Here is a 25,449-nt window from a genome sequence, read left to right on the forward strand (position 1 = left end):
GGGGCTTTCCCATTCGGAGTCTAGTCGAACGACTGAACGGAGGGATGCTCGTCGATAACGCGATGAAGCTCTTTGATGTAGCGCAGAAGAAGCTGGCCAGGGCGGCGTTCGTTGTGCATGATGTATCCGACCGTCATCTTCTGATCTACATCCAGCGGAATGGCGACGATGCCCTCGTGCATCTCGGGCGAGAGCACGCCGGTGGATACGGTGTAGCCGTTGAAGCTGGTTAGCAGGTTGGTGAGAGTACCGCGATCCGAGTAGCGGATATTGCGGTTATGGGGGAGGTAGCCAAAAGGTTCCTCCGAATAGTAAAACGAGTTGGCTGTCCCCTGTTCGAACGAGTAGCGCGGGTACTCGTCCAGATCGCCCAGGTTGAGGATCTTACGGTCGGCCAGCGGGTGCTTCTCGCTTACGAACACATGCACCCTCGCTTTGAACAGCGGGGTGAACGTTACCTCGGCGTCTTTGAAGGCCTTCTGCAAAACGCGCGAGTTGAAGTCGTCCATGTACAGAACGCCCACGTCGCTCCTGAAGGTTCGCACATCGTCGATGATCTCGCCCGTAGCGCATTCGCGCAGCACGAAATCGTACTTCTCGCTTTCACAGCCTTCGGCGACGTTGATGAAGGCCTGAAGCGAGAAGTGGTAATGCTGAGTGGATACAGCCAGGCGCACCTGGCTTTCCCGTCCGTGCGCATAGCGCGTTTCCAGCATGTCGGCCTGCTCGATTACCTGGCGTGCGTATCCGAGGAGTTCGGTGCCGTCGTTGGTGAGGTGCACGCCGCGGTTGGAGCGCGTGAAAATGGTGATGCCCAGTTCGCGTTCGAGCTCCTTGACCGCTGTCGAAAGGTTCGACTGGCTGATGTAGAGATTCTGCGCGGCTGCGTTGATCGAGCCGTGTTCCGATATGGCGATCAGGTAGCGGAGCTGTTGAAGCGTCATTCGATATATCCCCCTCGTTCGATACGCGCTCATTTTAATACAAGATGAATTATCGAAAAAAGCGAATATTGATTATAGAACCCGTTCGTTGAAAACAGGACTCCCGACACCGTGTGCGAGGCGGTGTCGGGAGTCTGAAAAGGCGATTGCGCCAACTCGTCCTTGGCAATGAGAGGGACCGGGCGGTTAGGGATGCGGGGTTCCGCAGTTGCCGCAGAACTTGCCGAAGTTCTGGGTTCCGCACTCGGGGCAGAACCAGCGGGTCGGTTCGGGTTTCTTCGTTCCGCAGTTACTGCAGAATTTTCCGGCGTTTGCGGCCTGGCAGCTGGGGCAGGTCCACGAACCGGCTTCTGCGGTCGCGGTCGTCGCACCGGCGCTGCCCTGCGCATCGGATGCGCCCGCGGCCGTCGGCGCGGGCTGGTGCTGGGCGTTCATTTCGAACAGCTGGTTCGCGCTGACGCCTCCTGCCTGCTGCGCCATGCCGAAGCCCATGAACCCCGTCAGCGCTCCGCCCTCGTTTGCCGCTGCGGCGCGCATGGCGTCGCCCTGCGCCGCGGTAAGCGAGCCGGCCGCCATGCCGGGATCGCGCAGCGCGCCCGCCTTCTGCATCTCCTTGATGAGGGCGGCATCCTCTTCGGAGACGTTCACCGAGTTCAACGCGACGGTCTCGAGCGTCAATCCGCGCGCTTCACCCCAGGCTTGGCTCAGCTCGCCGCGCAGGGCGTCGGTCAGCTCGGTCACATGGCCGGGAAGCTCGCTGTAACGGATGCCCATCGCGGAGATGCGGGCAAGAGCGGGTTGGAGCGCCGTGAGCATTTCGCTGCGCAGCTGGCTTTCAACGTCGGCGCAGGTGAACTTTTCCGCCACGTTTCCGGCGATGGTGGTGTAGAAGCGCACCGGGTCGGTGATGCGGAACGAGTACATGCCGTTCGTGCGGATAGCGAGATCGATGTCCAGTCCGACGTTTCTGTCGACCACGCGGAAGGGGATGGGGGAGGTGGTGCCGAACTTGTTTCCGATGATCTCTTTGAGGTTGATGTAGTAGACGCGCTGGTCTTTTCCGGGGTCTCCGCCGAACTTGAAGCGCTGTCCGATCTGCTTGAAGGTGTTCACGATGCCTTCGCCCAAGTTTCCGTAGAACAGGCTGGGCTCGGTGGAATTCTCGTAGGTGTATTCGCCGGGTTCGGCGCAGAACTCCGCGATCTTTCCCGACTCGACGATGATCATGCACTGACCCTCGTTCACGGCGATCTTGGATCCGTTCGAGATGATGTTGTCTTCGGCCTTGGTGTTCGAGCTGCGGCCGCGGCTGGACGTTTGCTTCTTGCCCTTGATGATGAGGGTGTCTGCGGCCATCTCATCGCAGTTGAAGAATTCCAGCCAGGTATCGGCCAGCACGCCTCCGCCCGCTCCGACTGCTGCTTTGATAAGTCCCATGGTCGCTCCTTCGTTCGTGCCGCTTCATGCGCTGCGGCTGCGCTTCGAGCTTGCCTCGGATGATATATCGGATCCTGTGCCGAACACGATGCCGTTGCCTAGAATTTTCCTCCCGACGATCCGCCGAACCCGCCGCTGAAGACGGTGGATCCGCCTCCCGAGGAGTTGTGGTCGTCTGGCAGGGGGACGACGGACATGGTGGAGGTGACGAACCAGTCGTTTTGGGAGGCGAGTTTGAAGCTTCCCTGTTCGACGTAGTCGGCGGCCTCGGTTTTGAGCCGTGCGGTTTTCATCTTGCGGTATTCCATCGCGCTCAGTCCGCCGGCTATCGCGCCTGCGACGCCCAATGCTATCGCGATCTCGAAAAGCAGGCCGAGCAGCCTGTCTACGGGATCGGAGTCCGAATCGAAGGACGATCCCGTTTCGGCCCGGTACTCAAGCAGGTAGGTTGCGCGGTGGTAGAACGCCGATCCGGCGTCGTCCCACTGATCGTCCTTGAGACTGGGAAGGATGCGCTCTTCGAGGGATTTCACGCCGTAATCGGTGAAGGCCTCGATACCGTCTCCGTAGGTGATGGTTACGTAGTCGCGTGAATCGATTGCCACGAGGAACAGAATGCCGCTCTTTTTCTCGCCAAGGCCCAGGTGGTGGCTGTTGTAGTAGCCGGTGGCATAGTCGCGCACCTGCTGCGATCCGATGTTCGGGACAACCAGCAGGTACGTTCCCATGTGGTAGCGCTCGGCCAGGAAATCTCCCTGCCGCTCCAGTTCCCGTTTGGCATCGGCGCTTAGAGCCCCGTATTCATCGAAGACGAACGTTCCCTGATTGGATTGGTTCTCGTTGTTCGCAAACGCGTCGCTTGCCGCCCAGGCGATGCCGCATGGGGCGAGCGAGAAGGGGAAGGAAAGGCAGAAACACAGGGAAATCGCTGCCAGCGTTTTCGGGAATCTCGTGAGCATACCGTCTCCCTACAGTACGAATCGAAGCACGGCAAACGTTGCGACGGCGATCGGCGCGAACACCGCCAAGAACCGCATCGCCAGCCTTTTTCGGCTGATAGGCAGATCGCCGATCATCTTTCCGGTCTGCCCGTTCATGGCGAACAGGAAGTCCCGTTCGTTCCATCTGGTGTGCAGCATCCAGACGGGCAGAAGCGCGTAGCGGATATCGTTCCAGATCACCGATGAGCTGCAACCGTCCAGACTGACGGTTGCGTATCCCTCTACCGTGCGGGACAGCGCGTCCTGCATGCTTTTCTCCATGCGCTCTTCGGCGCGCGCCTTGCATTCCTCGGCGTTCTGATCGTAGCGATCGGCCATGAACCCCGGTAGGTAGCCCAAAGAGAACGGGACCATTTCGGAGTAGTCATAAGGTTCGATCGAGTCCATGTGCGCGTCGGGCATGCGGGTCGATCCGTCCACGGGAACGCGCGCGAAATCGATGGAGCCTGTGCGTTCGGCGGCGTAATGGTCGGTTTTCGTGTAGAGGTTCTTTTTGTCGCTCCAGGTGATGACGTTGGTCATTGAGAACTTGGCATCTGCGTCGGCTGTGGTGGAGTACAGCCAGAACGGAACGTACACGCCTTGGATCTCGTTGAGGTGGTTTTCGTCGGAGAAGTTTTTGGGAAGAAGCTTCTTGTCGTGGTAGTACTCTCTCAGGGCCGCGATGGCGTCCTCCTTCGTTTTCCTGAAGGGGATGAGGTAGTCGGGCCGAAGCGCATCCGAAAGCCGACCGGGCACGATGGTCTCGTTTCCGCAGTACGGACATTGTTTGATGGCGGTAACCTGATCGACCATCAGCTGCGCTCCGCATGACGAGCAGTTGTAGGCGCGCATGCTGCGGGCATCTTCGTCGTCCCATCGAGATCGCTTGAGATAGGCCTGGATGGGATCTTCGCCCGCTTCGACCCGTTCCGTTTCGACGGCGGTGTTCGGATCGATCGAGGCCTCGGCTGCATGGGGAGTCTCGGCCGCGACGTTGCCGTGTTTGCGGGTGTAGTAGGTCTCGACGTCTTCGGGACAGAAGCGGGATCCGCAGAAATCGCATTCAAGGCTGTTGGTTCGAGCTTCGAAGTGCAGATGCCCTCCGCATGAGGGGCACTGGTAGTTCGTCGATTCGGATGCCATGAAGCGCCTTTCGTTGAAGTGCGAACCGTGTTGTCAATAATAGCGGTTTTTACCAGGCGTATAATGCGCTGCGCGCAAGATCGCTTTGTTTTTTATGAGGTTTTGCGTCCGGTTCGTACGTACGGTTCGAGGGGGAGTTTCCGTGACGCGGCTCTTTTCTGTTCTGGGTGATTCCATCAGCACGTTCGAAGGCTCGACGCGCGAGGGTTTCGCGGTGTTCTATGCGGGCGAACGCCGACGCGCTTGGGGGGTGGAGTCGGTTGAAGACACTTGGTGGATGCAGGTGGTGAGCCGTTGCGGGGGTACCGTTGCATCCAATGCCGCCTGGTCGGGATCGTGCGTGGAGGGGCCGGGCTATCCTGCGGGGGAAAGCCCCGGACGTGCTGACGCCCTTGTTGCCGACGACGGGTCGGCTCCCGACGATATCCTGGTGTTCTTCGGGACGAACGATTACGGGTGGGGAGGTTTTTCCAACCAGATGAGAGGTCGGGGAAACGCGATACCCTTCTGCGCGAGGGAAGATCCCTCCGAGGGCGCCTCGGACAAAAAGGGGGGAGAGCCGTGCGGTGCTTCGGCGTCGTTTCCGGCTGTCGAGCATGCCGTCGAGCGGTTTCAAGCGGCTTACGGCCGCATGCTGTCGAATCTTCGGAGCCGTTTCCCCCGGGCTCGAATCTGGTGCGTGTCGCTGTTGGCCGGACGCGTGAGCGGGTGCGGGCAATCGACATTCCCTCGCGTGTACCGGGGAGCGGCCTTCGACGACTACAATGCCGCCATAGAGTCGGCCTGTCGTGATCATGGCTGCACGTTTTGCCGTGCCTCCTCGCTGGGATACGACTACGAGGCACTTGACGGTACCCATCCCACCAAACTTGGCATGAGCCAGATCGCCTGGATGGTGGAGACGTGCATGCGAGAGGCGGGCGACGCCGCCTTGTCCGAACTTGACGCTTCGCCGTTTCCCGGCAAAGCGGCGTTTTTGTCGCGCGATCCCTGCGTATTTCCTGGAAGATCCTGTGTGAACTGCGCATACGCTCAATCCACGACAGCCCAGTGGATGCACGTCTGCCGTCGTTTCATCGAAAGCGGCCCGTATCGCAGGTAGGGGCCTCCTACCAGGCGTCGTCGGGGTGGTTGGCCGAGCTGAGCGACCTGATGTCGCGGAAGTCGAACGACGCCCCGTCGATCTCCATGCGCCTGGATCGCGCGTCGATGCGCACGATGCTGCCCTCGGCCTGCTCGTAATGGTCCCTCCGATAGTAGACGACGCTCACCGGATCCCCCGGCTCGAGGGACGCCAGGATCCGATTGAGGGATTCCTCCTCCTCTTCGAGGAGCTGGCAGCGTTCCTGGCGCTCGACGGCGGCGAGGGACATCAGGTTGCCGAGGCCCTTCAAGGCGGCGAAGGGCAGGTATTGTCGGGCCCTGTTCGCTTCGCTATGCACGGTGCCCTCCGATCTGGACGTTGCGCTGCCGGGCGGTTGCGCACTCCAGCGCATCGATTCCCCTGATGAGAGAGTTCTTTCCGTAACGGTTCCTCACTTCTATGGAGGCGCAGCACAGCGCCCGCTCCCGCTCGAGCTCCCTTACGTCGGTGAACAGGTCGAGCGTCTCGCAGCTTTCCGCCTCGAGGCGCCCCAGCGCTATGCTCATCCGCTTTACGGGGCGCGCGGGATCGACTTTTTCCTCGTAGAGAGCGACGATTTGCTGCTCGAGATAGCGTCGGGAGGACGTTTTGCGGGAGAGTTTCCTCGATGCCGATGCGGCGGTTTCGGGGGTGAACCGGCGCCTCTGGGTTCGGTAGACGCGCCCCGGCACCGCGTATCCCACCATGAGGGACACGTGTCCGGCCACCATCCGGCGCTCTACCAGCTCGAGGGCCGATTCGTACACCATCTCCTTCAGCACCACGAGCGCCTCGTCGAAGCTGTACTCCCGCATGAGGACCTGCCCGTTGGCGATCGACGTCGAACGGGGGCGGTACGATCTTATCTGGTCGATGGTGCAGTCTTCCCGCCCGTGCGCGTGGTCGATGAGCAGCTGGGCGTTGATGCCGAACTCCCGCTCGAGCAGCGATCGGTCGAGTCGGGTCACCCCTTCGAGGTCGACCACCCCGTGGCGCGCCAGCCGCTCGGCCGTCCCCGGTCCGATGTTCCATATGTCGGTGAGGGGGCGATGCCGCCAGACGGATGCTTTGAACGACGGTTCGTCCAGGTACCCGATGCGGTCTTTTTCGCGCTTCGCCTTGATGTCCAGCGCCACCTTGGCCAAAAACAGGTTCGTGCCGATCCCCGCGGTTGCGTAGATGCCCGTTTTGGCGAGCACGGCGTCCATGAGCATGCGGGCGAACGACCGCGCGTCGGTGCGGTAGAGGACCAGGTAGGGTGTGGCGTCGATGAAGCATTCGTCTATGGAGTACGCATACAGGTCGTTGGGGGACACGTAGCGCAGGTAAATGCGGTAGATGAGGGACGAGACCTCCATGTAGCGGCGCATGCGGGGGGTCGCGACGAGGTAGTCGATGCCGTCGGGTATCTCGAACAGACGGCATCGGTTTTTCACCCCGCGCTCTTTCATGCGAGGGGTGATGGCGAGGCAGATGGTCGAGCGCCCGCGGTCGGGGTCGGCCACCACCAGGTCGGTCGACAGCGAGTCCAGCCCGCGATCGACGCATTCCACGCTGGCGTAAAAGCTTTTCAAATCGATGCACAGATACGTGCGCACGCGCCCAAGGCCCCCCATGGCTCCCCCTTCTTTTTAGAACGTTTGTTCGATTACGGAGGGAATTGTCGCGCGGTTCGCGGGCGCGGTCAATCGAACAAACGATGGAGAATGGGCGGCGTTTTACGAGCCGGCCTACCGAAGGGCGATCCAGGCCGCCGCGAAGGCGATGACGGCACAGGCGCAGGCGAATGCGGCCACGGCCGTCCAGGGGATGCTCGCGAAAGGCGCCGCCCCTTTGCGCGCTTCGGCCGCCGCATCGCGGGAGAACGCCACGAAGCCCAGGTAGTCTCCGTTGTCGGCGAGATGGAGGCACTGCGTTTCTCCGTCGTCGAGGCGGGCTTCCAGCTCGCGGGCGGCCTGCGGGACGAACACGGACTGCGCGGGCGCCTCGCGTCGAGACGCGATGGCCACCTTGTGGGAGCCGCTGGCGACGATGCGGCAGGTGGGAGACGTTTCGATGACGGAATCGGCCACGATCTGCGGGAGATGTTCCTGCTGCGCGCCGTACGCGCGCAGGGCGCGCGCCCAGTCCGCATCGCTTCCCGAGGCGGTGCACAGCGCCAGGACGACCAGGCGGTCGGCATCGTAGCGGGGGGAGAAGTTCTCGATCGCGGAAACGCGCATGCGGCTCCTTTCCGTTCGGGATCCGACGCGCCTAGTTCAGCGAGAGCTCGGCAATGACGGCCTTCAGGGCGTCGGCCGATTCGCGCAGGCGCCGGTGCTCGTCTTCCGATATGGGGGCGGGCAGATGGGAATCGATGCCATTTGCGCCGATCACGCTTACGATACTGAGGGCTACATCGCTTAAGCCGTATTCTCCTTCCAGCACGGTCGAGACGGTCATGACCGACTTTTCGTCCCGCACGATAGCTTCGCACAGCCGTTTCACCGAGGCGGCGATTCCGTAGTAGGTGGCGCCTTTCTTCGAGATGATCCGACCGGCGCTGGTGCGCACTTCGTGCTCGACGCGCTCCATCAGCTGCCGGGGGTCGCTTATCCCTGCGTTTTCGAGGCATTCGGAAAGCGGGATGCCCGAGACGTTGGCCATGCTCCAAACGGGGAATTCGCTGTCGCCGTGCTCGCCGATGATGCGGGCGTGTACGTTGCGGGCATCCAGATGCAGGTGGGCGGCCAGGATGCTTTTGAAGCGAGCGCTGTCCAGCATGGTTCCGGTACCCAGCACGCGGCCATGCGGAAGCCCGGTGATCTTGGCGGCGACGTAGGTCAGCACGTCAACGGGATTCGACACCATGATGAGGATGCCCTCGAAGGACGGCCATGAGAATTCCGTCAGGATGGATTCGAGGATCGCGACGTTTCTCTGAACCAGATCGAGGCGCGACTCTCCGGGTTTTTGGGCGGTCCCCGCCGTGATGATGGCGATGTCGGCATCGGCCAGATCGTCGTAGTCGCCCGCGTAGACCTCCACCGGTCCGTAAAACGGCGTTCCGTGTCCGATGTCGAGCGCTTCTCCCTCGGCGCGCTCCCGGTTGACGTCGACCAACGCGATTTCGGAGAAAAGTCCGCTTTCCATCAGGCTAAATGCCGATGTGGCGCCAACCAGGCCGCAGCCTATGATCATGGCTTTCCGGGTGTTCGACTGGGCCATGGAGCCTCCTATCGACGTCTGCGCGGGTCGTCGCCCCGACGGGGTGCGCAGGACTTTCGGCTTTTGTCCGCGCGCTGCGCTGAGCAGCATTCTAGGCCTTGTTTTCGCCGATTGCGTTTCGGGTGCCGTTTTTCGCGAGAAAACGCCGATAAGAATCGCAGCTGCGACGTGCCGGTCGGTGCTCCCGGTCGGTGTGTCGTAGCATGCTCGGCTTTCGGGTTCGCTTTGTGCGGCTTGCCTTCGCCGCGCGTTCGAGTTATAGTGCAACGGTTCGCGTCTTTGGCGCGTATCCGTTTCGAGCCGACAAGGCGGCTCGCGTGCCGGAACCGCAGCGTTTGGTGCTGCTGGCTTTCGGGTCATGCAGAATACCTGGCGGTCCCCTCCCGGTTCCAAGGGTGTGCGGACTGCGCGATCTTGAGAGTCGCGCGCCTGACATGCAGGCATTACGAGCCATCGGCCCAGAAGGGCGGGGGATGGTCGGAATTTTTTTGTGCTCAAAAAATCCCAAGCATTTTAGATCGAACATCTGCTAGCATCTAGAGTTGCTGCTTACTGTCGATTTGCTTATGCAAAGGAGCACTTTTGACCAAACAAGATGTCATCGAGCTCGAGGGAACCGTGCAAGAAGCGTTGCCCAACGCAATGTTTCGCGTCGAACTCGAGAACGGCCACACCATTCTGGCCCATATCTCCGGAAAGATGCGCATGCACTACATCAAGATCCTTCCCGGGGACAAGGTGACGGTGGAGCTTTCCGTGTACGACCTCAACCGAGGCCGCATCACGTATCGCTTCAAGTAGCGACCGCTTTTTCTGAACGGTCGCGTTTCCGACTTTTCAGATAAAGCGACAGGTGCGTTTCGCGTTTGCGGGCGCGCCGTCGCTGGTTTGGCTCTGGTATCCCTTCAAAGCAGGTGGCAGGGCGGACAATAACGGCAGCGGCTGGCCGTTTGAGATAGACGAATTGGTAGAGCGCCGAAAGGAAGAAAACATGAAGGTACGCCCTTCGGTCAAGAAGATGTGCGATAAGTGCAAAATCGTGCGTCGTCACGGCAAGATCTTTGTGATCTGCGAAAACCCGCGTCATAAACAGCGTCAAGGCTAGGAAGAGGAGATAAGCATATGGCTCGTCTTGTTGGTGTCGACCTCCCGCGCGACAAGCGCGTCGAGATCGGTCTGACCTACATCTACGGCATCGGTCTGACGACTTCCAAGAAGATTCTTGCGGAAACCGGTGTCAACCCTGACATCCGCTGCAATGACCTGACGGAAGACGATCTGTCCAAGCTCCGCGATTACATCCAGGGCAACCTCACGGTCGAGGGCGACCTGCACCGCGAAGTTTCCCAGAACATCAAGCGCCTCATGGAGATCGGTTGCTACCGAGGCCTGCGCCACCGTCGTGGCCTGCCCGTTCGCGGTCAGCGCACCCACACGAACGCTCGTACGCGCAAGGGTCCTCGCAAGCAAATCGGCGGCAAGAAGAAGTAGGGGTAGCTAAATGGCTCAGAAGAAGAATGCAACTGCGCACATCAAGCGCTCCGAGCGTAAGAACATTGCCGTTGGCGCTGCGCATATCAAGTCCACGTTCAACAACACGATCGTGAGCATCACCGATCCCCAGGGCAACGTGATCTCGTGGCAGTCCGCCGGCACCGTCGGCTTCAAGGGCTCCCGCAAGTCCACTCCGTTCGCGGCTCAGATGGCTGCCGAGGCTGCCGCAAAAACCGCCATGGAGCACGGCCTGCACAAGGTCGCCGTTTTCGTGAAGGGCCCCGGCTCGGGCCGCGAAACCGCCGTCCGCTCCCTGCAGGCAGCCGGTCTCGAGGTTTCCAGCATTCAGGATTGCACGCCCATTCCGCACAACGGTTGCCGTCCGCGCAAGCGTCGTCGCGTGTAGTTGAAAGGATTTAGATCATGGCAATTGACAGGACTCCGGTTCTGAAGCGCTGCAGGCAGCTGGGCATCGAGCCCTCCGTCCTCGGCTATACCACCAAAGAATCCAAGCGCGAGCCCAAGCGCCGCCGCAAGGAAAGCGAGTACGGCCAGCAGCTTCGCGAGAAGCAGAAGGCCAAGTTCATCTACGGCGTTCTCGAGAAGCAGTTCCGCAGCTACTTCAAGCGCGCCAAGGCTATGGAGGGCGTTACGGGCGAGAACCTTCTCACCATTCTCGAGTCCCGCCTGGACAACGTCGTGTTCCGCCTCGGCTTCGCCCGCACCCGCAAAGAGGCTCGTCAGGCAGTCACCCACGCTCACTTCACCGTGAACGGCCGCAGCGTCGACATCCCGTCGTACCGCGTCCGCCCCGGCGACGTGATTGCCGTCGCTCCCAAGGCCAAGGAGCTTTTGGTTATCAAAAGCGCGCTGGTCAGCAACGAGCGCGTCGCCGTTCCCGCATGGCTCGAGGTCGATATCGAGAAGCTTCAGGGCAGCGTTTCTGCGCTTCCCACGCGTGATCAGATTGATCTGGACATCAACGAACAGCTCATCGTCGAACTGTACTCGAAGTAATCACGCCCAAAGTAAGGAGGCTTACCAAGCATGACAGAGTTCATGAGGCCTACAGTTACAACGGAAGAAGTGAGCGACACCCTTGCTCGTTTCATTGTCGAACCGCTTGAGCGCGGTTACGGCAACACTCTGGGCAACTCGCTGCGCCGCGTTCTGCTTTCGTCTCTCGACGGTGCGCGTGCGACGGCGATCCAGATCGAGGGCGTGCAGCATGAGTTCACTACTGCCGAAGGCGTCATCGAAGACATCACCGATATCGTTTTGAACGTGAAGGGCCTGGTCTTTCAGGCTCTCAACTCCGACATCGAGCAGGCCATCGCGCATGTGTCCGTCGAGGGCCCCTGCGTGGTGACCGGAGCCGATCTGGAAGTTCCCACCGAGTTCACGCTTATCAACCCCGAGCACGTCATCGCGACGGTTGCCGACGGCGGTCAGCTCGAGATGAGCATCCGCATCGGCGTGGGCCGCGGCTACGTGTCGGCCGAGCGCAACAAGCGCACCGAGGATCCCATCGGCATCATCCATGTCGACTCGCTGTTCTCGCCGGTGCGCCGTTGCACCATGAACGTGGTCAACACCCGCGTCGGCCAGCGCACCGACTACGACAAGCTGGTTCTCGAGGTCGAGACCGACGGCTCTTCCACCCCCGTCGAGGCAGTGCTGCGTGCGGTGAACATCATCAACCAGTACATGGGCGCCTTCATGGTTCTTTCCGGCGATGAGGAGGAAGAGGAGATGGAGGTCCCCTCGATCTTCACTCCCGAGGGCCAGGAGACCAATATCGAACTCGACAAGCAGATCGAGGATCTGGACCTTTCCGTCCGCTCCTACAACTGCCTGAAGCGCGCCGGCATCCACTCTGTGCGTCAGCTGGTCGAGTTCTCCGAGAACGACCTGCTGAACATCAGGAACTTCGGCGCTAAGTCCATTGAGGAAGTGAAGGACAAGCTCATCTCCATGGGCTTGAACTTGAAGCTATAGGAGACACGAGACCATGAGACACAACTACAAGGGCCGCAAGCTCGGTACCGACACGAGCCATACGCGTGCGATGAAGCGCAGCCTCGTCGGCGCTCTTCTGGCAAACGACCGCATCAAGACCATCGAGTCGCGCGCCAAGGAGATCCGTCCCGACGTCGATCGCATCATCACCTGGGCAAAGAAGGGCGACCTTCATTCTCGCCGCCTCGCCATCGCCAAACTCGGCGGTGACAAGGAGCTGGTGCGCGAGATCTTCGAGAAGGTCGAGCAGGGTCTGTTCGCCGATCGTAACGGCGGCTATACCCGCATCATGAAGCTGGGCTACCGCAAGGGCGATAACGCTCCCATGGTGGTCATGGAGCTGTGCACCGAGCCGGTGAAGAAGAAGGCCGCGAAGGCCGCTCCGAAGAAGGTTGCCCCCAAGAAGGTCGAGGCAGCCGAGGAGAAGCCCGCCGAGACCGAGGTCGTCGAGGCTGCAGCCGAGGCTCCGGTTGAAGTGGAGGCCGAGGAGGCCAAGCCCGAAGAGGCTCCGGCCGAGGAGACGAAGGCCGAATAGCCTTTCGTTTCCCGCGTGCGTGAAAGCGAGAATGGACCCGGCCTGCCGGGTCCATTTTTATGCCCCTATGCCATACTGGGACGATGCTCTTTCGGTTCAAGACATATTATCCGGCGGAATCTCCCGTTCACCGTTGCGATGCCCGCGTCAAGATAGCGCTGCTTGCGGTACTGTCGCTGTGCTCGTTTCTCGTCGAGTCGCTTTCGGGGATGACTGTGCTTGCGATTGCGGTGGCGGCCTGCGCTTTCCTATCTCGTATCCCGTTCAGGGCGCTTGGCGCGCCGCTTGCTCCTACGGGGGTTCTGGGGGCGTTCGCGCTGTGGTTCTCGGCCGCGAACGGGGCGGGATTCGAGGCGGGAGTCGTCATCGCGTTGCGCATGCTGGTGCTTGTGGAGGCCAGCATGGTGGTGGCCTTAAGCACTGCGTCACACCAAACCATGGGTGCGATGGCGCAGATGATGGCTCCGTTGCGCAAGGTAGGGGTTCCCGTGGACGACATCGTCGTTACGCTGTCTTTGGCTCTTGCGTTCATTCCCGCCATCGCCGTTGAAATATCCCGTGTTCGCTGCGCGCACGTGTCGCGCGGCGCCGAGCAGGCAAGGGGTCTGAGGGCGGGGCTATCGAGATGGGGTAGCACGTTTTCGTCCGTATTCGTTGGGTTGTTCGGTCGAGCGGACTCCCTCGCCCGCGCGATGGACGCTCGGGCTTACGGAGCCGCAGACGAAAGGTCGGCGCTCAACGTGGTGAAGGCGCGTCCCTGTGATGCGGCTGCGCTCTGTCTCGGCCTAGCGGCGATGGCTGCCGTGGTTCTCGTCTTCTCTGGGCGCTGAGGAAAGGGCCGCGCGCCTTGCCGCATTCCGCTTATGGGCGCCATCGAGCAAGCGGATCGTTCTGGATCGAGGGTCCGGATGCTATCATCTAGCTGTCATTCAATACTGCATTATGTCGAGGAGGCATAGATGAGCATCATTATCGATGTGTACGGACGCGAGGTTCTCGATTCACGGGGCAACCCCACCGTCGAGGTCGAAGTTACCCTGGACGACGGCTCGTTCGGCCGTGCCATGGTTCCTTCCGGTGCCTCCACCGGCGCGTTCGAGGCCGTGGAGCTGCGCGATGGCGATAAGGGCCGCTATCTGGGCAAAGGTGTCCTCACCGCGGTCGGCAACGTGAATACCGAGATTGCGGGCGAACTCATCGGAGCCGAGGCCACCGACCAGCGTGCCATCGACGAAGCCCTTCTCGAACTTGACGGAACCGATAACAAGGGTCGGTTGGGAGCCAATGCCATTCTGGGCGTTTCCCTTGCCACCGCGCGCGCCGCAGCCGAGTCCTCCGCGCTGCCCCTTTACAAATACGTGGGCGGTGTGAACGCCTACGAGCTGCCCACGCCCATGATGAACATTCTCAACGGCGGCGTGCATGCCGACAACAATGTGGACTTCCAGGAGTTCATGATCATGCCCGTGGGCGCTTCGACGTTCGCCGAGGGCCTGCGCTGGTGCGCCGAGATCTATCACACGCTGAAGAAGGTTCTGCATGACGCCGGCCTCGGCGGGGGCGTAGGCGACGAGGGCGGTTTCGCGCCGAACTTCACCACGAACGAAGAGCCGCTTCAGTATATTGTGCGCGCGTGCGAGGCCGCCGGATATCAGCCCGGTGCGGACATTCTGTTCGCGATGGATCCCGCATCCACCGAGTTCTACGATGCCGGCAAGCAGCGCTATGTGTTGGCGGGCGAGGGCCGCGAGCTTACCAGCGACGAGATGGTCGATTACTGGGCGGCACTGGTCGAAAAGTACCCCATCGTGTCCATCGAGGACGGCATGGCCGAGGAAGACTGGGACGGCTGGAAGAAGCTCACCGACCGTATCGGTAGCAAGGTTCAGCTGGTGGGAGACGATCTGTTCGTCACCAACTCCGAGCGCTTGGCAAAGGGCATCGAGCTGGGCTGCGCGAATGCGATTCTCATCAAAGTGAACCAGATCGGCAGCCTCACCGAGACGCTCGATGCCATCCAGATGGCCAAGCAGGCGGGCTACGCCTGCGTTATGAGCCACCGTTCGGGCGAAACCGAAGACACCACCATCGCCGATCTGTCCGTGGCGCTCAATACCGGGCAGATCAAGACCGGCGCTCCGTGCCGCAGCGACCGCGTGGCGAAGTACAATCAGCTCATCCGTATCGAAGAGGAGCTCGATACCCAGGCCCGATATGCAGGTCGTCTGGCGTTTTACAACATCGAGTGCGAGTAGCCCGACTGCTGGGCAGGGCGTTCGTTCGTTGTGATATTCTCAACAGACGGCACGTATTCCGATGCGGTTCTTTGCACCCTGCGCGTTCGTGCGGGGTGCTTTTCGTATTACCCGTCTGCGCCTCGTGCGCGTCTGTTTGCTTTGAAAGGCTTTGAACTGTGAACGATTCGGCAATTCCCGAGATGATCTCGCTTGAAGAGGCGCGCGAACTGGTGCTTTCGAGGGTCTTCGCACTTCCGGTGGAGCTTGTCTCTTTGCGCGAGGCGGTGGGTCGCCCGGCTGCGGCCGACCTTGCCAGCGACATCGACATCGCCCCGTTTCCCCACAGCGCCATGGACGGCTTCGCTTTGCGGGCCGCCCAGATCGCGAGCGCCTCTGTGGAATCCCCGGTGGAGCTTGACGTCATAGCCGAGGTGGCTGCGGGCGACGTGTTCGAGGGTTCGATTGCGGAAGGGCAGTGCGTGCGCATCATGACGGGCGCTCCGCTTCCCCCCGACGCCGACTCCGTGGTGAAATACGAGGTCGTGGGCGTGGTACGGGGCGACGGGAAAACGGGCAGCCGCGTTTCGTTCTCGAACACCACCAAACAGCGCTCGAACGTGCGCGAGGCGGGCGAGGAAGCGAAGGCGGGCGAGATCGTGGTGCGCTCCGGCGAGGTGATCGGGAACGCCGGCGTGGGCTTTCTGGCAGGATGCGGCGTGACGTCGGTGCCGGTTCACCGCAGGCCGCGCGTTGCCATCATTTCGATCGGATCCGAACTGGTGGATGCCGACGAGGTTCCTTCGTACGGAAAGATCCGCAATTCCAATGCTTACGCCCTTGCCGCCTGCGCCGCTGCGGCGGGCGCGGTGCCCGTTCGGCTTCCCATCGTGCGGGATTCGCTTGAGGCGCTGCAAACTCAGGTCGAGCGTTGTGCCGCCGAGTACGACTTCGTGGTGACGAGCGACGGGGCGTCCAACGGCGACTTCGATTTCATAAAGCCCGCCATCCAGGGCGCCGGCGAACTGCTGATGTCCACGGTGAACATGCGGCCGGGCAAGGCCCAGGCGTTCGGCGTGGTAAACGCTACTCCGGTGTTCGGGCTGCCGGGAAATCCCGCAGCCGCTTACTTGGGTTTCGAGCTGCTGGTCAGGCCCGCATTGAGGAAGATGCAGGGATTTTCCAACTTCGAGCGTCCCCGCGTGAAGGCCCGGCTGTCCGAAGACTTCAAGAAGAAGGACCCGCGGCGCATTTTTTTACGCTCGACTCTCACCAAAGGCGAGGACGGGCTGTACGTGGTCGCGCCTGCAAAGAACCAGAGTTCGGGGTTGTTCGGCGTCATTCAGCGCAGCAACTGCTTCGCCGTCATGTCCGAAGGCGCGGGAGTGCGCGAAGCGGGTTCTGTAGTCGAGTGCATTCTGCTCGATGTGAGCGAAGACGTGGTCATTTAGGGAAGGGAGTTTTGCCGTGTCCGCAAAGAAGCCGACGTTTTGCATCGTCACCTGCTCTGACACGCGTGGAATGAAGCAGGATACGGCGGGCGCCGCCCTCGAGAAGCTCATCGCCGAACAGGGTTGGGAATGTATCGATCATGTGGTGGTAAGAGACGACCGCCCCCTCATCTCGGCCGCCATTGTGCGGGGAACCGACGAGCTGAAGGTCGATATCGTGCTTACCTGCGGAGGGAGCGGACTTTCGCCGCGCGACGTTACGCCCGAAGCGACTATGGACGTTTGCGAGCGCAATGTGCCCGGCATCGCCGAAGCCATGCGGGCTTACAGCCTGGCCATCACGCCGTTCGCGATGCTTTCCCGGGCGCTTTGCATGCAGCGCGGTCGTTCGTTGGTGCTGAATCTTCCCGGCAGCGAGAAGGCGGCGCGCGAGAACTGGGCCGGTGTAGTGGGGGCGCTTCAGCATGCCGTGTCCATGATGGCCGGAGGTGGTCACTGATATGTATTCGTCCGATCTGCCCAACGGGTTCACGGGTATGCCTCGAAAGAAAAGCGGCGTCACTCCGTTTTCCGAAGGCGCCGCATCGTCTTTGTCGGACGATGCAGAGGGGTGCTTGGCATCGGGTCGCGGTCGCCTGACGCTCGATGTCGAGCAGGCAGACACCATCGAGGAATCGCTGCGTCGCTGGTCGTGGGTGAACATCGATTTAAGCGCAGTTCGCCATAACGTGCGCGAGGCGCGCAAGCTCATTGCGCGTTCGACTCATCTGTTGGCCGTCGTGAAGGCCGACGCTTACGGGCACGGTGCCGTAAAGGTTGCGAAGGCGGCGCTTTCCGCCGGAGCCGATCACCTGGGCGTGGCAACCGTATCCGAGGGCATCGAGCTTAGAAAAGCTCAGATCAGCGCTCCTATTCTCATGTTGTCGCAGCCACCTGCCAGCGCTATCCCCCTTCTTCTGGCTTACGACATCATGCCTTCGGTGTACGAGTCCGAGTTCGCCGTCCAGTACGGAGAGATGGCCGATGCGCACGGCATGGAGGCACCGTTTCATCTGGCGGTGAACAGCGGGATGAACCGCATCGGCGTGCGCTACGACGAGGTTGTGCCTTTCATGATGAGCATCGGGTTTCATCGGGCGCTTAAGCTTGCGGGCGTGTTCACCCACTTCGCCACGGCGGATGCTCCCGAACCGTTCGAGTTCGACGTTCAGGCGCATCGGTTCGAGGAGGCCGTTGCGGCTTTGCGCCAGATGGGGGTAGATCCCGGTATCGTTCATGCGGCGAATTCGGCAGCCACGGTGCGCTATCCCGGTGTCCATTACGATATGGTGCGCTGGGGTATCTGTATGTACGGTTTTCACCCGTGTCCCGAAACGCGTCTGCGGGTTGCGCTGAAGCCGGTCATGAGCGTGCACGCGCGCATCACCGATACCCGTCTGGTTCCCATGAGCGAAGGGGTGAGTTACGGGTTCAACTACCGCTCTCCCGGCAGCGTCAAGATCTGCACCCTGCCCATCGGATACGCCGACGGACTGGTGCGCGCGCTTTCGGGAAGGATCGACGTCCTGCTGAAGGGAAGGCGTTTCCGCCAGGTGGGCAACGTCTGCATGGATCAGTGCATGTTCGAGGCGGATATGCGCTCGTTCGCCACGCGCACGCGCATCGACCCGCAGGTGGGCGACGAGGTCGTCATCGTGGGCGAGCAGGGCGACGAGGCGGTCACCATCGACGATATGGCCGCTCAGCTGAATACGATATCGTACGAGGTGGCGATAGGGTTCTCCCGTCGCATGCCGCGTTACTACCTCGGTTAGGACGTAGTAGGATCATGGCAGATTCCCGTACTTTGGATGACGTGCGCGCCGACGTTGCGGCATGTCGCCGCTGCCCTCTGTGCGACGGGCGGACGAATACCGTGTTCGGCAACGGTGATCCGCAGGCGCGCGTTCTGGTGGTTGGAGAAGCGCCGGGAAAGAACGAGGACAAGCAGGGAGAGCCGTTCGTGGGAGCCGCAGGGCGCAACCTGTCTGAGTTCTTGGAAATCGCGGGACTCAAACGCGAGCAGATATTCATCGCCAACGTGCTGAAGTGCCGTCCTCCCGACAACCGCGATCCGCGTCCCGACGAGATCGCCGCATGCGCGCCGTTTCTGCGCGAGCAGACGCGCCTGATCAACCCCGACGTGATTGTCACCTTGGGTAATTTCGCCACCAAGTTCATCCTGAAAACCGAGCGGGGCATCACCAGCCTGCATGGGCAGACGTTCATGGCGGGCAGGTTCAAGGTGTTTCCCATGTTCCATCCCGCCGCAGCCATCTACGATCGTACCAAGCGTCCCCTGATCGAGGAAGATTTCGCCCGTTTGGGGGAGATCCTGCGCGCGGGCGGCGCGACCGAGGGCACGGAGCACGAGGGTGTTCGATGACCCCGTTCGATCCGATCGCCTATATTAACGAGCCGCGCTGGCAGCAGTCTCGCCTGGGTCTCGAGCGCATAACCGATTTGCTGGAGCGTTTGGGCAGGCCTCAGGATGTGCTGAGGTTCGTCCACGTGGCCGGTACCAACGGGAAAGGGTCCACCTGCGCCTACATCGAGTCCATCCTGCGCGAGGCGGGGTATCGAACGGGTTTGTTCACCAGCCCCTTCATCATTCGGTTCGAAGAGCGCATCCGTGTGGACGGCGCAGACATCGCTCCTTCCGACCTTGCCGAGGCAACGTGCAAGGTGCGCGATGCGGCCGAGGTCCAGTTCGCAGAGACCGGCGAGCATCCTACCGAGTTCGAGCTGATGACCGCGGTTGCGCTTGTGCATTTTGCCCAAAGCGCTTGCGACTTGGTTGTGCTTGAGGTGGGTCTTGGCGGGCGATTGGACTCGACCAACGTTATCGATGCGCCCGAGGTGTGCGTTATCGCGCGCATCGGGTTCGATCACACCGATCTGCTTGGCACCGAGCTATCCCAGATAGCGGCTGAGAAGGCAGGCATCATCAAGCCGGGCGCCGCCGTGGTGTCCTACCCGCAGGATCCGTCTGCCCGCACGGTTATCCAGCGGGCTGCCGAAAGCGCCGGATGCGCTCTGATCGAGCCCGACTTGAGCACCTTGGAGGTTTCGGGCGGCATCGCCTGCGGGTGCCGAACGTTTTCGTACAAGGGGCGCACGTTTCGCACGCGCATGCTGGGAAGCTACCAGCCGGCTAATGCGGCGGTGGCCGTCGAGACTGTCGAGATGCTGGGAAAGCGCGGGTGGGGCATTTCCGACGAGGTGGTTGAGCGGGGCATTGCATCTGCATTCTGGCCGGGTCGCTTCGAGGTGCGGGACGCGCGCGGTGCGCAGCCCACCGTCGTTATCGACGGGGGACACAATCCGCAGGGCGCACGCGCTTTGGCCGATTCGCTGAAAGATGCGTTTCCCGACCGGTCGTTCACGTTCGTCATGGGCGTGCTGGCGGACAAGGACTACCGCGCGATGATCGATGCGCTTGCGCCCTTGGCGCGCGCATTCGTGTGCGTCGCACCCGATAACCCCCGGGCTCTTGCAGCCGGCGACCTGGCAGAGGCGGTGCGGACGCAGGCGCGGGCGCATTCGGTTTCGCTTGAAGCGACCGTTGCGCGCGACATGGCGCAAGCGGTGGGCATCGCGCGTCGACTGGCCGGTGCCGAGGGCGTCATGTGCGTGTTCGGAAGTCTGTACGCCCTGTCTGCGGCTTACGCGGCTTTGGACGAAGCTGGCCTCTAGGCGGTTTCGCGCACCAGTTCCCAGAATGCCACGGCGCTCGATGCGGCTACGTTGAGCGAATCCACTCCGCGGCGCATGGGGATGCGCACGGTCATATCGCAGTGCTCAAGCGTGGTGGGGGACAGGCCGTACCCTTCCGTTCCGAACACCAGGGCTATCTTTTCCTGCGAGCGGACGCGCGGGTCGCTCAGGCAAAGCGAGTCGTCCTCAAGCGCCATGGCGGCAATGGTGAACCCCAGGTGATGAAGGGTGCGCGCTGCATTGACGAACCAGGTGCGCGCATCTCCCTCCATGCGGGTCCAGGGTACTTGGAACACGGTACCCATCGATACGCGCACGGCGCGACGATACAGCGGATCATAGCAGGCGGGAGAGACGAGCACGGCATCGGCCCCGATCGCCGCTGCGGAGCGGAAGATGGCGCCGACGTTGGTGTGATTGCGGATATCTTCCAAAACAGCTACCACGCGCGCGTTCTCCAGCGTCTTTTCCATTGGCTGGAGCATGGGGCGCCGAAATGCGCACAGCGCTCCGCGCGTCAGCTCGAATCCGGTGAGCTGGCGCAATTCGCTGTGCGGAACCGCGAACACGGGGGTGCCGGGGTGCGTCTGGTCGATCCGGCGGATGACCTGTTCCAGCTGACCGAGATAATTCGGTGCCGTTAGCAGGGATAGCGGGACGCATCCCGCATCAAGGGCGCGGCCGATCACCTCGATGGTCTCGGCTATGAAAATGCCCTTATCCGGTTCGATTCGGCTGCGCAGCGCGACGTCGGTCAGGCGGGCGAACGGGTCGAGGCGCGGATCGGAAAGACGGTCGATGGAAACGAGCGGCACGGCGGGTCCTTTCGGTGGGTCGTGGGATCAAGTATACCCTGTGCTGTTTTCCTCCGAGCGCTTTGGCGGCGCTATACTGCGATGCAGTGCAGTCGTGAGTTCAGGAGCTCATGCATGGCTATGAATGACAACGATCTCGAAGGGTCGCTGTGCGACGGGAAGCCCGTTGCGCGATCCGGTGCGTTTTACGACCTCGTCGCAACGGTGGCCGCCTTGCGCGCACCCGAAGGGGGCTGTTCGTGGAATCGGGCGCAGACGCACGAAACGCTGGCCGAATACCTGGTAGAGGAAGCCTACGAGGCGGTCGATGCCCTCGAGGCGCACGATGTCCGGCGCATCGAAGAAGAGCTTGGCGACGTGTTGCTCCAGGTGGTTCTGCAAAGTCAGATCGCATCCGAGACGGGAGGCTTTTCCATCGACGACGTGTGCGCGACGTTGGATGAAAAGATGGTACGGCGCCATCCCCACGTGTTCTCGGGTGTTGCCGGCGGCGATGCGAACGAGGTGGCCCGTCTATGGGAGCAAATCAAGCTGGAGGAAAAAGAGGAGGCCGCCCGCCGTGCGTTCGAAGCGGGATCCGTTCCCAGCTTGCTGGACGATGTTCCCCGCTCGTTTCCCGCGCTGCTTCAGGCCCAGAAGATATCGCGCAAGGCGGCGGCAGCTGGCTTCGAATGGGAAACGCTTGACGGGGTGTGGGCCAAGGTGCGCGAAGAAGAGGCCGAGCTGCGCGAAGCGTACCGGGCGGCACCCAAATCCGATGACGGCCGCATGCTGCGTCGCGCCGATGCCGCCGATCCTTTGGTCGAAGCCGCCGAGTTGGAGTTCGGCGACCTTCTGTTCGCTCTGGTGAATGTGGGGCGGCGTATGGGAATCGACTCCGAATCGGCGCTGCGCAGAACCTGCGCGAAGTTCCGCTCGCGCTGGGAATCGATGGAGGGGCAGGCACGCGCCTCCCATGTACCGATCGATGGGTTGGCCTCCGACGAACTTGAAAGACTATGGCAGGCGGCGAAGGGCAGGGAGAATGCCGAGCATGGATCAGAATAGCTCGCTTACCGAGAGGATCGAGCGGATCGACCCGCATCGCTCGTTAGTGAAACCGGGGGAAAGGGATCTGACGGTGGAAACGTCCGAGAGCGCTCGTCAATTCTTCGCCGACGTGCTTCCCATGCTGGCCCGCTATCATGCGGCGATGCGCGAGATGGAGGTGCGCTTCGAGATCATCGATCGGGATCTCAGTGCTCGACGGCACCGCAACCCCATTCATCACGTCGAGTCGCGCGTCAAGGATCCGCGAGGCGTGTACGAGAAGCTGGCGCGTTACGGCAAGTCCCAGACGGTCTCCAACGCCGAGCGCTACGTTATGGATATCGCCGGCGTCCGGGTGATCTGCTCCTACATTCATGATGTTTACGAATTATGCGAAATGCTGAAACGTCACGACGACCTCGAAGTGGTACATATCAAGGACTATGTGGCAAACCCCAAGCCCAACGGTTACCGCAGCTTGCATATGATCGTCAAAATACCTGTTCATTTTGTTGATAGAACCAGCATGATACCCGTCGAGGTTCAGATACGGACTATCGCGATGGACTTCTGGGCCAGTTTGGAGCACGAGTTGAAATACAAAGCGGTAAGCGAAGTTGCCGGTATCGACTCATACGATGAATTGCGCGATTGCAGTAGAATTATACGAAATGTTGAATCTCGAATGCAGATATTGGCTCAGGCTCTGGATGCCGAATAAAAAAGCCGTCTATGTTAAATCTTCGATATCTCACCTGAATATCATGGTGCGATAGGGTATGTTGATGAACGCTTGAGAAAGGGGCGCACCGCCGGTGTGCGTATTTTAAGTATGCATGAAGGGAGAACCACATGAACATGAAGAAGATTGGCGCCTTGCTGGCAGTCGGATGCCTTGCCGCCGCCCTTGCGCTGACGGGTTGCGCGGGTTCGTCCGGCGCGACCGACTCGAAATCCAATTCCGGGTCCGACTACAAGCTTCAGAGCGCCGGCACCCTCACCATCGCCACCTCGCCCGACTTCCCGCCGTTCGAGAACATGGAAAACGGCGAGTACGTGGGCCTCGATATCGAAGTGGCCAAGGCTGTTGCCAAGAAGCTTGGCCTCGAGCCCAAGTTCGTCTCCCTTCAGTTCGATGCCATCCTGCCCGCCATCTCCAGCGGTACGCAGGCCGATATGGGCATCTCCGGGTTCACGATAGATCCCGAGCGCGCCAAGCAGGTTGATTTCACGCACTCCTACTACACCGACGACCTGTCCATTGCGGTTGCGAATTCCAGCACGGTGACCAAGGAAACGGTTGACGCCGACCTCAATTCCGCCGGCGTCAGCATCGCCGTCCAAAGCGGAACCACGGGCGAAACCTACGTGCAGGAGCATTACCCCAACGCTCGCGTGGTGGCCTACGGCAATTCCAACGACTGCTTTGCCGCTATGCAGGCGGGCCAGGTGAACGCCGTATGCACCAACTACGCCGTGGTGAACAAGATGCTGGCCGACGCGTACAAGGACGCCAAGGTAGTGAAGAGCATCGCTACCGGCGAGGAATACGCCATTGCGGTTTCCCCAGATAACAAGGCTCTGACGACGGACATCAACAAGGCTTTGGAAGAGCTTATGGCCGATGGCACGATCGACAACCTGCTGAAGCAGTACATGTAGCAGGGAAACGACCAAGAAGTCGGTATAATGGAACCCTCCGTTTGTTTCTCGAAAGGGAACCGGGGGGTTCCTGTTGTCTGAAGCTCGCCGCGCGTCGTAGGCGAAACGCATAGCATTAATGGGGTAGTGATCGACCGATGAACAATGCTCAATCAGTTAGAACCGTCGCGAGGCTGCTGACTTCCTGCGCCGTTGCCTTATCCTTGGCCCTTGCGGTTTTCGCTGCCCCTGTTACGGCGTATGCCCTGACAACGACGGATATGACTGCTCGTCCGAATGGAAACAGCGGATCGGACGTTTTGGGCGGCACCGAGACGCGCATCTCATGGGAGGGCCAGGCCGCACCCCATGAATCGGTAAGCAGCCTGTCGTTCACGCTGTCCGAGGGCACGCGCTTCTCGCTCGATAACGCCAAGCTCACGTTGCTCACGGGCGAAGACCACATGACCCGCACCAAGGTCGATGCCCGGTTCTCGTCCGAAGGTCAAACCGTCACCGTCTCCATCGGCGGCGAGGTCGAGCCGGGCGCCTACTATCGCGTCGAGCTGTACGGGGTGGAGTTCCCCGCGGCAGGCGGCAATCTTACCGTCGAAGGGACGGCTTCGTTTGCCGACGGATCGAGACAAGAGCTGAGCGACCTGCCGTCCATCAAGGTGACCGCGGTGTCTCCCGCCGATCAGCTTGCCCGCTACCTCGAGGGGCAGGACTGGGTGAAGGCCTGGAACTCCAACAAGTTCCTGAAGCTGTTCTTCAACCCGCCTTTGCTGGTTACCAGTTTTCCCGTCGTGATGAACGGCTTTTTCCTGGCGGTGGGTATCGTGGCCGTCGCCTTCCCCCTGGCCATTCCCGTGGGTCTGGCGCTTTCCTTCATGCGCATGTCGCGCTTTCGGGTTCCGCGCGCGATTGCGGCTGCGTATGTGAACGTGGTGCGCGGCACGCCCGTGTTCCTGCAGATCTACATCGCGTTTTTCGGCCTGCCCCTGGCGGGGGTGGAAATCCCGTCGTTCCCGCTGGGCGTTTTGGTGCTGGGGATGAACTCCGGCGCCTATCTGTGCGAGATCTTCCGTGCAGGCATCCAGTCCATCAACAAGGGCCAGTTCGAAGCCTCTCGCTCGCTGGGAATGAGCAGGGCCCAAACTATGCTGTTCGTCATCATTCCCCAGACGATTCAGCGCGTGCTTCCCACAATGACCAGCGAGTTCATTCTTCTGTACAAAGATACGTCGCTTTTGGCCGCCGTCGGTGTCATGGAAGTGGTCATGTACGCCAAAACCATCGTCGCCGCTACCGGCTCCATCACGCCCTACATTGTCGCTGCGTGCTTCTATCTGGTGTTCACGCTTCCGCTTGCCAAGCTTGTGGGTATATTCGAGGCGCGGCTTGCCGGAAACAATGCGGGTTCGGCGAAAAAGCGCGCGCGCAAGCTGAAATCGGCGGCGCGGCAGTAGGCCGATCAGCCTAGGGGATGGCCGTTGGTTCCAGGTTGCCCAACCGTTTGCGGTTTCATTGGGGCTCAATGCACCTACGGCGTCTTTGTTGGTTAACTTCCCTGGTAAAGTGGGAAATATACGTTAAAGCCTCTGTATGATAGGAGGCGCCGGAAAAGAGGCGGGTCAT

At 61.1% G+C, this 25,449-nt stretch carries 28 protein-coding genes; 19 read left to right on the top strand and 9 right to left on the bottom strand.

Annotation, left to right across the window (positions count from 1 at the left end):
• Nucleotides 1–20 precede the first annotated feature (20 nt).
• From EIH26_RS03785 to EIH26_RS03800, 4 genes are all read right to left on the bottom strand, one after another.
• Complete coding sequence (locus EIH26_RS03785) at nt 21–944, bottom strand: LysR family transcriptional regulator (RefSeq protein WP_124060950.1); 924 nt, start codon at nt 942–944, stop codon at nt 21–23.
• Nucleotides 945–1,130: 186 nt separating this feature from the next.
• The gene (locus EIH26_RS03790; RefSeq protein WP_124060953.1) at nt 1,131–2,381 is read right to left on the bottom strand and encodes an SPFH domain-containing protein; all 1,251 of its coding nucleotides are present in this window, start codon (nt 2,379–2,381) and stop codon (nt 1,131–1,133) included.
• 98 nt (nt 2,382–2,479) lie between these two features.
• A complete protein-coding gene (locus EIH26_RS03795; RefSeq protein WP_124060955.1) occupies nt 2,480–3,340 on the bottom strand; it encodes a TPM domain-containing protein in 861 nt (286 codons plus the stop codon).
• A gap of 9 nt (nt 3,341–3,349) precedes the next feature.
• Complete coding sequence (locus EIH26_RS03800; protein ID WP_124060957.1) at nt 3,350–4,507, bottom strand: hypothetical protein; 1,158 nt, start codon at nt 4,505–4,507, stop codon at nt 3,350–3,352.
• Between the two features lie 142 nt (nt 4,508–4,649).
• On the opposite strand from EIH26_RS03800, the gene EIH26_RS03805 reads away from it, so the two are divergent.
• Complete coding sequence (locus EIH26_RS03805) at nt 4,650–5,609, top strand: SGNH/GDSL hydrolase family protein (protein WP_164470973.1); 960 nt, start codon at nt 4,650–4,652, stop codon at nt 5,607–5,609.
• A gap of 7 nt (nt 5,610–5,616) precedes the next feature.
• Here EIH26_RS03805 and EIH26_RS03810 read toward each other — a convergent pair whose 3' ends face one another.
• The 4 genes from EIH26_RS03810 to EIH26_RS03825 all read right to left on the bottom strand — a co-directional run bounded on the left by EIH26_RS03810 (nt 5,617) and on the right by EIH26_RS03825 (nt 8,837).
• Complete coding sequence (locus EIH26_RS03810) at nt 5,617–5,949, bottom strand: hypothetical protein (protein ID WP_124060960.1); 333 nt, start codon at nt 5,947–5,949, stop codon at nt 5,617–5,619.
• Nucleotides 5,942–7,246 (bottom strand): DNA repair protein, encoded by a 1,305-nt coding sequence (locus tag EIH26_RS03815; protein ID WP_124060962.1) that lies wholly within the window; start codon nt 7,244–7,246, stop codon nt 5,942–5,944. The genes EIH26_RS03810 and EIH26_RS03815 overlap by 8 nt, the downstream gene beginning before the upstream one ends.
• 114 nt (nt 7,247–7,360) lie before the next feature.
• On the bottom strand, nt 7,361–7,852 hold the full coding sequence (locus tag EIH26_RS03820) for a hypothetical protein (RefSeq protein ID WP_124060964.1): 492 nt from the start codon (nt 7,850–7,852) through the stop codon (nt 7,361–7,363).
• Between the two features lie 31 nt (nt 7,853–7,883).
• On the bottom strand, nt 7,884–8,837 hold the full coding sequence (locus tag EIH26_RS03825; protein ID WP_124060966.1) for an L-lactate dehydrogenase: 954 nt from the start codon (nt 8,835–8,837) through the stop codon (nt 7,884–7,886).
• 582 nt (nt 8,838–9,419) lie between these two features.
• Between EIH26_RS03825 and infA the strand changes: the two genes are divergently transcribed.
• From infA to EIH26_RS03895, 14 genes are all read left to right on the top strand, one after another.
• Complete coding sequence (infA, locus tag EIH26_RS03830; RefSeq protein ID WP_039689786.1) at nt 9,420–9,638, top strand: translation initiation factor IF-1; 219 nt, start codon at nt 9,420–9,422, stop codon at nt 9,636–9,638.
• A 190-nt stretch (nt 9,639–9,828) separates the two neighbouring features.
• A complete protein-coding gene (rpmJ, locus tag EIH26_RS03835) occupies nt 9,829–9,942 on the top strand; it encodes a 50S ribosomal protein L36 (RefSeq protein WP_039689784.1) in 114 nt (37 codons plus the stop codon).
• A 17-nt stretch (nt 9,943–9,959) separates the two neighbouring features.
• Nucleotides 9,960–10,328 carry a 30S ribosomal protein S13 gene (rpsM, locus tag EIH26_RS03840; RefSeq protein ID WP_124060968.1) on the top strand — a complete coding sequence of 123 codons (369 nt, stop codon included), beginning with the start codon at nt 9,960–9,962 and terminating at the stop codon, nt 10,326–10,328.
• A gap of 10 nt (nt 10,329–10,338) precedes the next feature.
• Nucleotides 10,339–10,737 carry a 30S ribosomal protein S11 gene (gene rpsK / locus EIH26_RS03845; protein WP_039689780.1) on the top strand — a complete coding sequence of 133 codons (399 nt, stop codon included), beginning with the start codon at nt 10,339–10,341 and terminating at the stop codon, nt 10,735–10,737.
• A gap of 17 nt (nt 10,738–10,754) precedes the next feature.
• Nucleotides 10,755–11,348 (top strand): 30S ribosomal protein S4, encoded by a 594-nt coding sequence (gene rpsD / locus EIH26_RS03850; RefSeq protein ID WP_124060970.1) that lies wholly within the window; start codon nt 10,755–10,757, stop codon nt 11,346–11,348.
• A 30-nt stretch (nt 11,349–11,378) separates the two neighbouring features.
• Nucleotides 11,379–12,329, top strand: a complete 951-nt coding sequence (locus EIH26_RS03855; protein ID WP_124060972.1) for a DNA-directed RNA polymerase subunit alpha — start codon at nt 11,379–11,381, stop codon at nt 12,327–12,329.
• Nucleotides 12,330–12,342: 13 nt separating this feature from the next.
• A complete protein-coding gene (gene rplQ / locus EIH26_RS03860; protein WP_124060973.1) occupies nt 12,343–12,885 on the top strand; it encodes a 50S ribosomal protein L17 in 543 nt (180 codons plus the stop codon).
• An 83-nt stretch (nt 12,886–12,968) separates the two neighbouring features.
• Nucleotides 12,969–13,715, top strand: coding sequence for an energy-coupling factor transporter transmembrane protein EcfT (locus EIH26_RS03865; protein ID WP_164470974.1), 747 nt, complete (start codon nt 12,969–12,971; stop codon nt 13,713–13,715).
• A gap of 129 nt (nt 13,716–13,844) precedes the next feature.
• Nucleotides 13,845–15,140, top strand: coding sequence for a phosphopyruvate hydratase (gene eno / locus EIH26_RS03870; RefSeq protein ID WP_124060975.1), 1,296 nt, complete (start codon nt 13,845–13,847; stop codon nt 15,138–15,140).
• Nucleotides 15,141–15,313: 173 nt separating this feature from the next.
• Nucleotides 15,314–16,570, top strand: a complete 1,257-nt coding sequence (gene glp, locus EIH26_RS03875; RefSeq protein ID WP_124061775.1) for a gephyrin-like molybdotransferase Glp — start codon at nt 15,314–15,316, stop codon at nt 16,568–16,570.
• 16 nt (nt 16,571–16,586) lie between these two features.
• The gene (locus tag EIH26_RS03880; RefSeq protein ID WP_255409471.1) at nt 16,587–17,069 is read left to right on the top strand and encodes a molybdenum cofactor biosynthesis protein B; all 483 of its coding nucleotides are present in this window, start codon (nt 16,587–16,589) and stop codon (nt 17,067–17,069) included.
• Between the two features lie 37 nt (nt 17,070–17,106).
• Nucleotides 17,107–18,384 carry an alanine racemase gene (gene alr / locus EIH26_RS03885; RefSeq protein ID WP_241152747.1) on the top strand — a complete coding sequence of 426 codons (1,278 nt, stop codon included), beginning with the start codon at nt 17,107–17,109 and terminating at the stop codon, nt 18,382–18,384.
• 14 nt (nt 18,385–18,398) lie between these two features.
• Nucleotides 18,399–18,995 carry a uracil-DNA glycosylase family protein gene (locus tag EIH26_RS03890; RefSeq protein WP_124060977.1) on the top strand — a complete coding sequence of 199 codons (597 nt, stop codon included), beginning with the start codon at nt 18,399–18,401 and terminating at the stop codon, nt 18,993–18,995.
• Complete coding sequence (locus EIH26_RS03895; RefSeq protein ID WP_124060978.1) at nt 18,992–20,305, top strand: folylpolyglutamate synthase/dihydrofolate synthase family protein; 1,314 nt, start codon at nt 18,992–18,994, stop codon at nt 20,303–20,305. The genes EIH26_RS03890 and EIH26_RS03895 overlap by 4 nt, the downstream gene beginning before the upstream one ends.
• Here the strand turns inward: EIH26_RS03895 and EIH26_RS03900 are convergent.
• Entirely contained in the window at nt 20,302–21,141 is an 840-nt protein-coding gene (locus EIH26_RS03900; RefSeq protein WP_124060979.1) for an RNA methyltransferase, read from the bottom strand. The two genes, EIH26_RS03895 and EIH26_RS03900, sit on opposite strands and share 4 nt — an antisense overlap.
• A 114-nt stretch (nt 21,142–21,255) precedes the next feature.
• Between EIH26_RS03900 and mazG the strand changes: the two genes are divergently transcribed.
• From mazG to EIH26_RS03920, 4 genes are all read left to right on the top strand, one after another.
• Nucleotides 21,256–22,188, top strand: coding sequence for a nucleoside triphosphate pyrophosphohydrolase (gene mazG, locus EIH26_RS03905; protein WP_124060980.1), 933 nt, complete (start codon nt 21,256–21,258; stop codon nt 22,186–22,188).
• Complete coding sequence (locus EIH26_RS03910; RefSeq protein WP_241152748.1) at nt 22,175–22,891, top strand: (p)ppGpp synthetase; 717 nt, start codon at nt 22,175–22,177, stop codon at nt 22,889–22,891. The genes mazG and EIH26_RS03910 overlap by 14 nt, the downstream gene beginning before the upstream one ends.
• Before the next feature lie 131 nt (nt 22,892–23,022).
• Nucleotides 23,023–23,832, top strand: a complete 810-nt coding sequence (locus EIH26_RS03915) for an ABC transporter substrate-binding protein (RefSeq protein ID WP_124060984.1) — start codon at nt 23,023–23,025, stop codon at nt 23,830–23,832.
• Between the two features lie 260 nt (nt 23,833–24,092).
• A complete protein-coding gene (locus EIH26_RS03920) occupies nt 24,093–25,280 on the top strand; it encodes an amino acid ABC transporter permease (RefSeq protein ID WP_206424666.1) in 1,188 nt (395 codons plus the stop codon).
• Nucleotides 25,281–25,449 lie beyond the last annotated feature (169 nt).

It is taken from the genome of Gordonibacter sp. Marseille-P4307 (genome assembly GCF_900604965.1).
Lineage (GTDB): Bacteria > Actinomycetota > Coriobacteriia > Coriobacteriales > Eggerthellaceae > Berryella.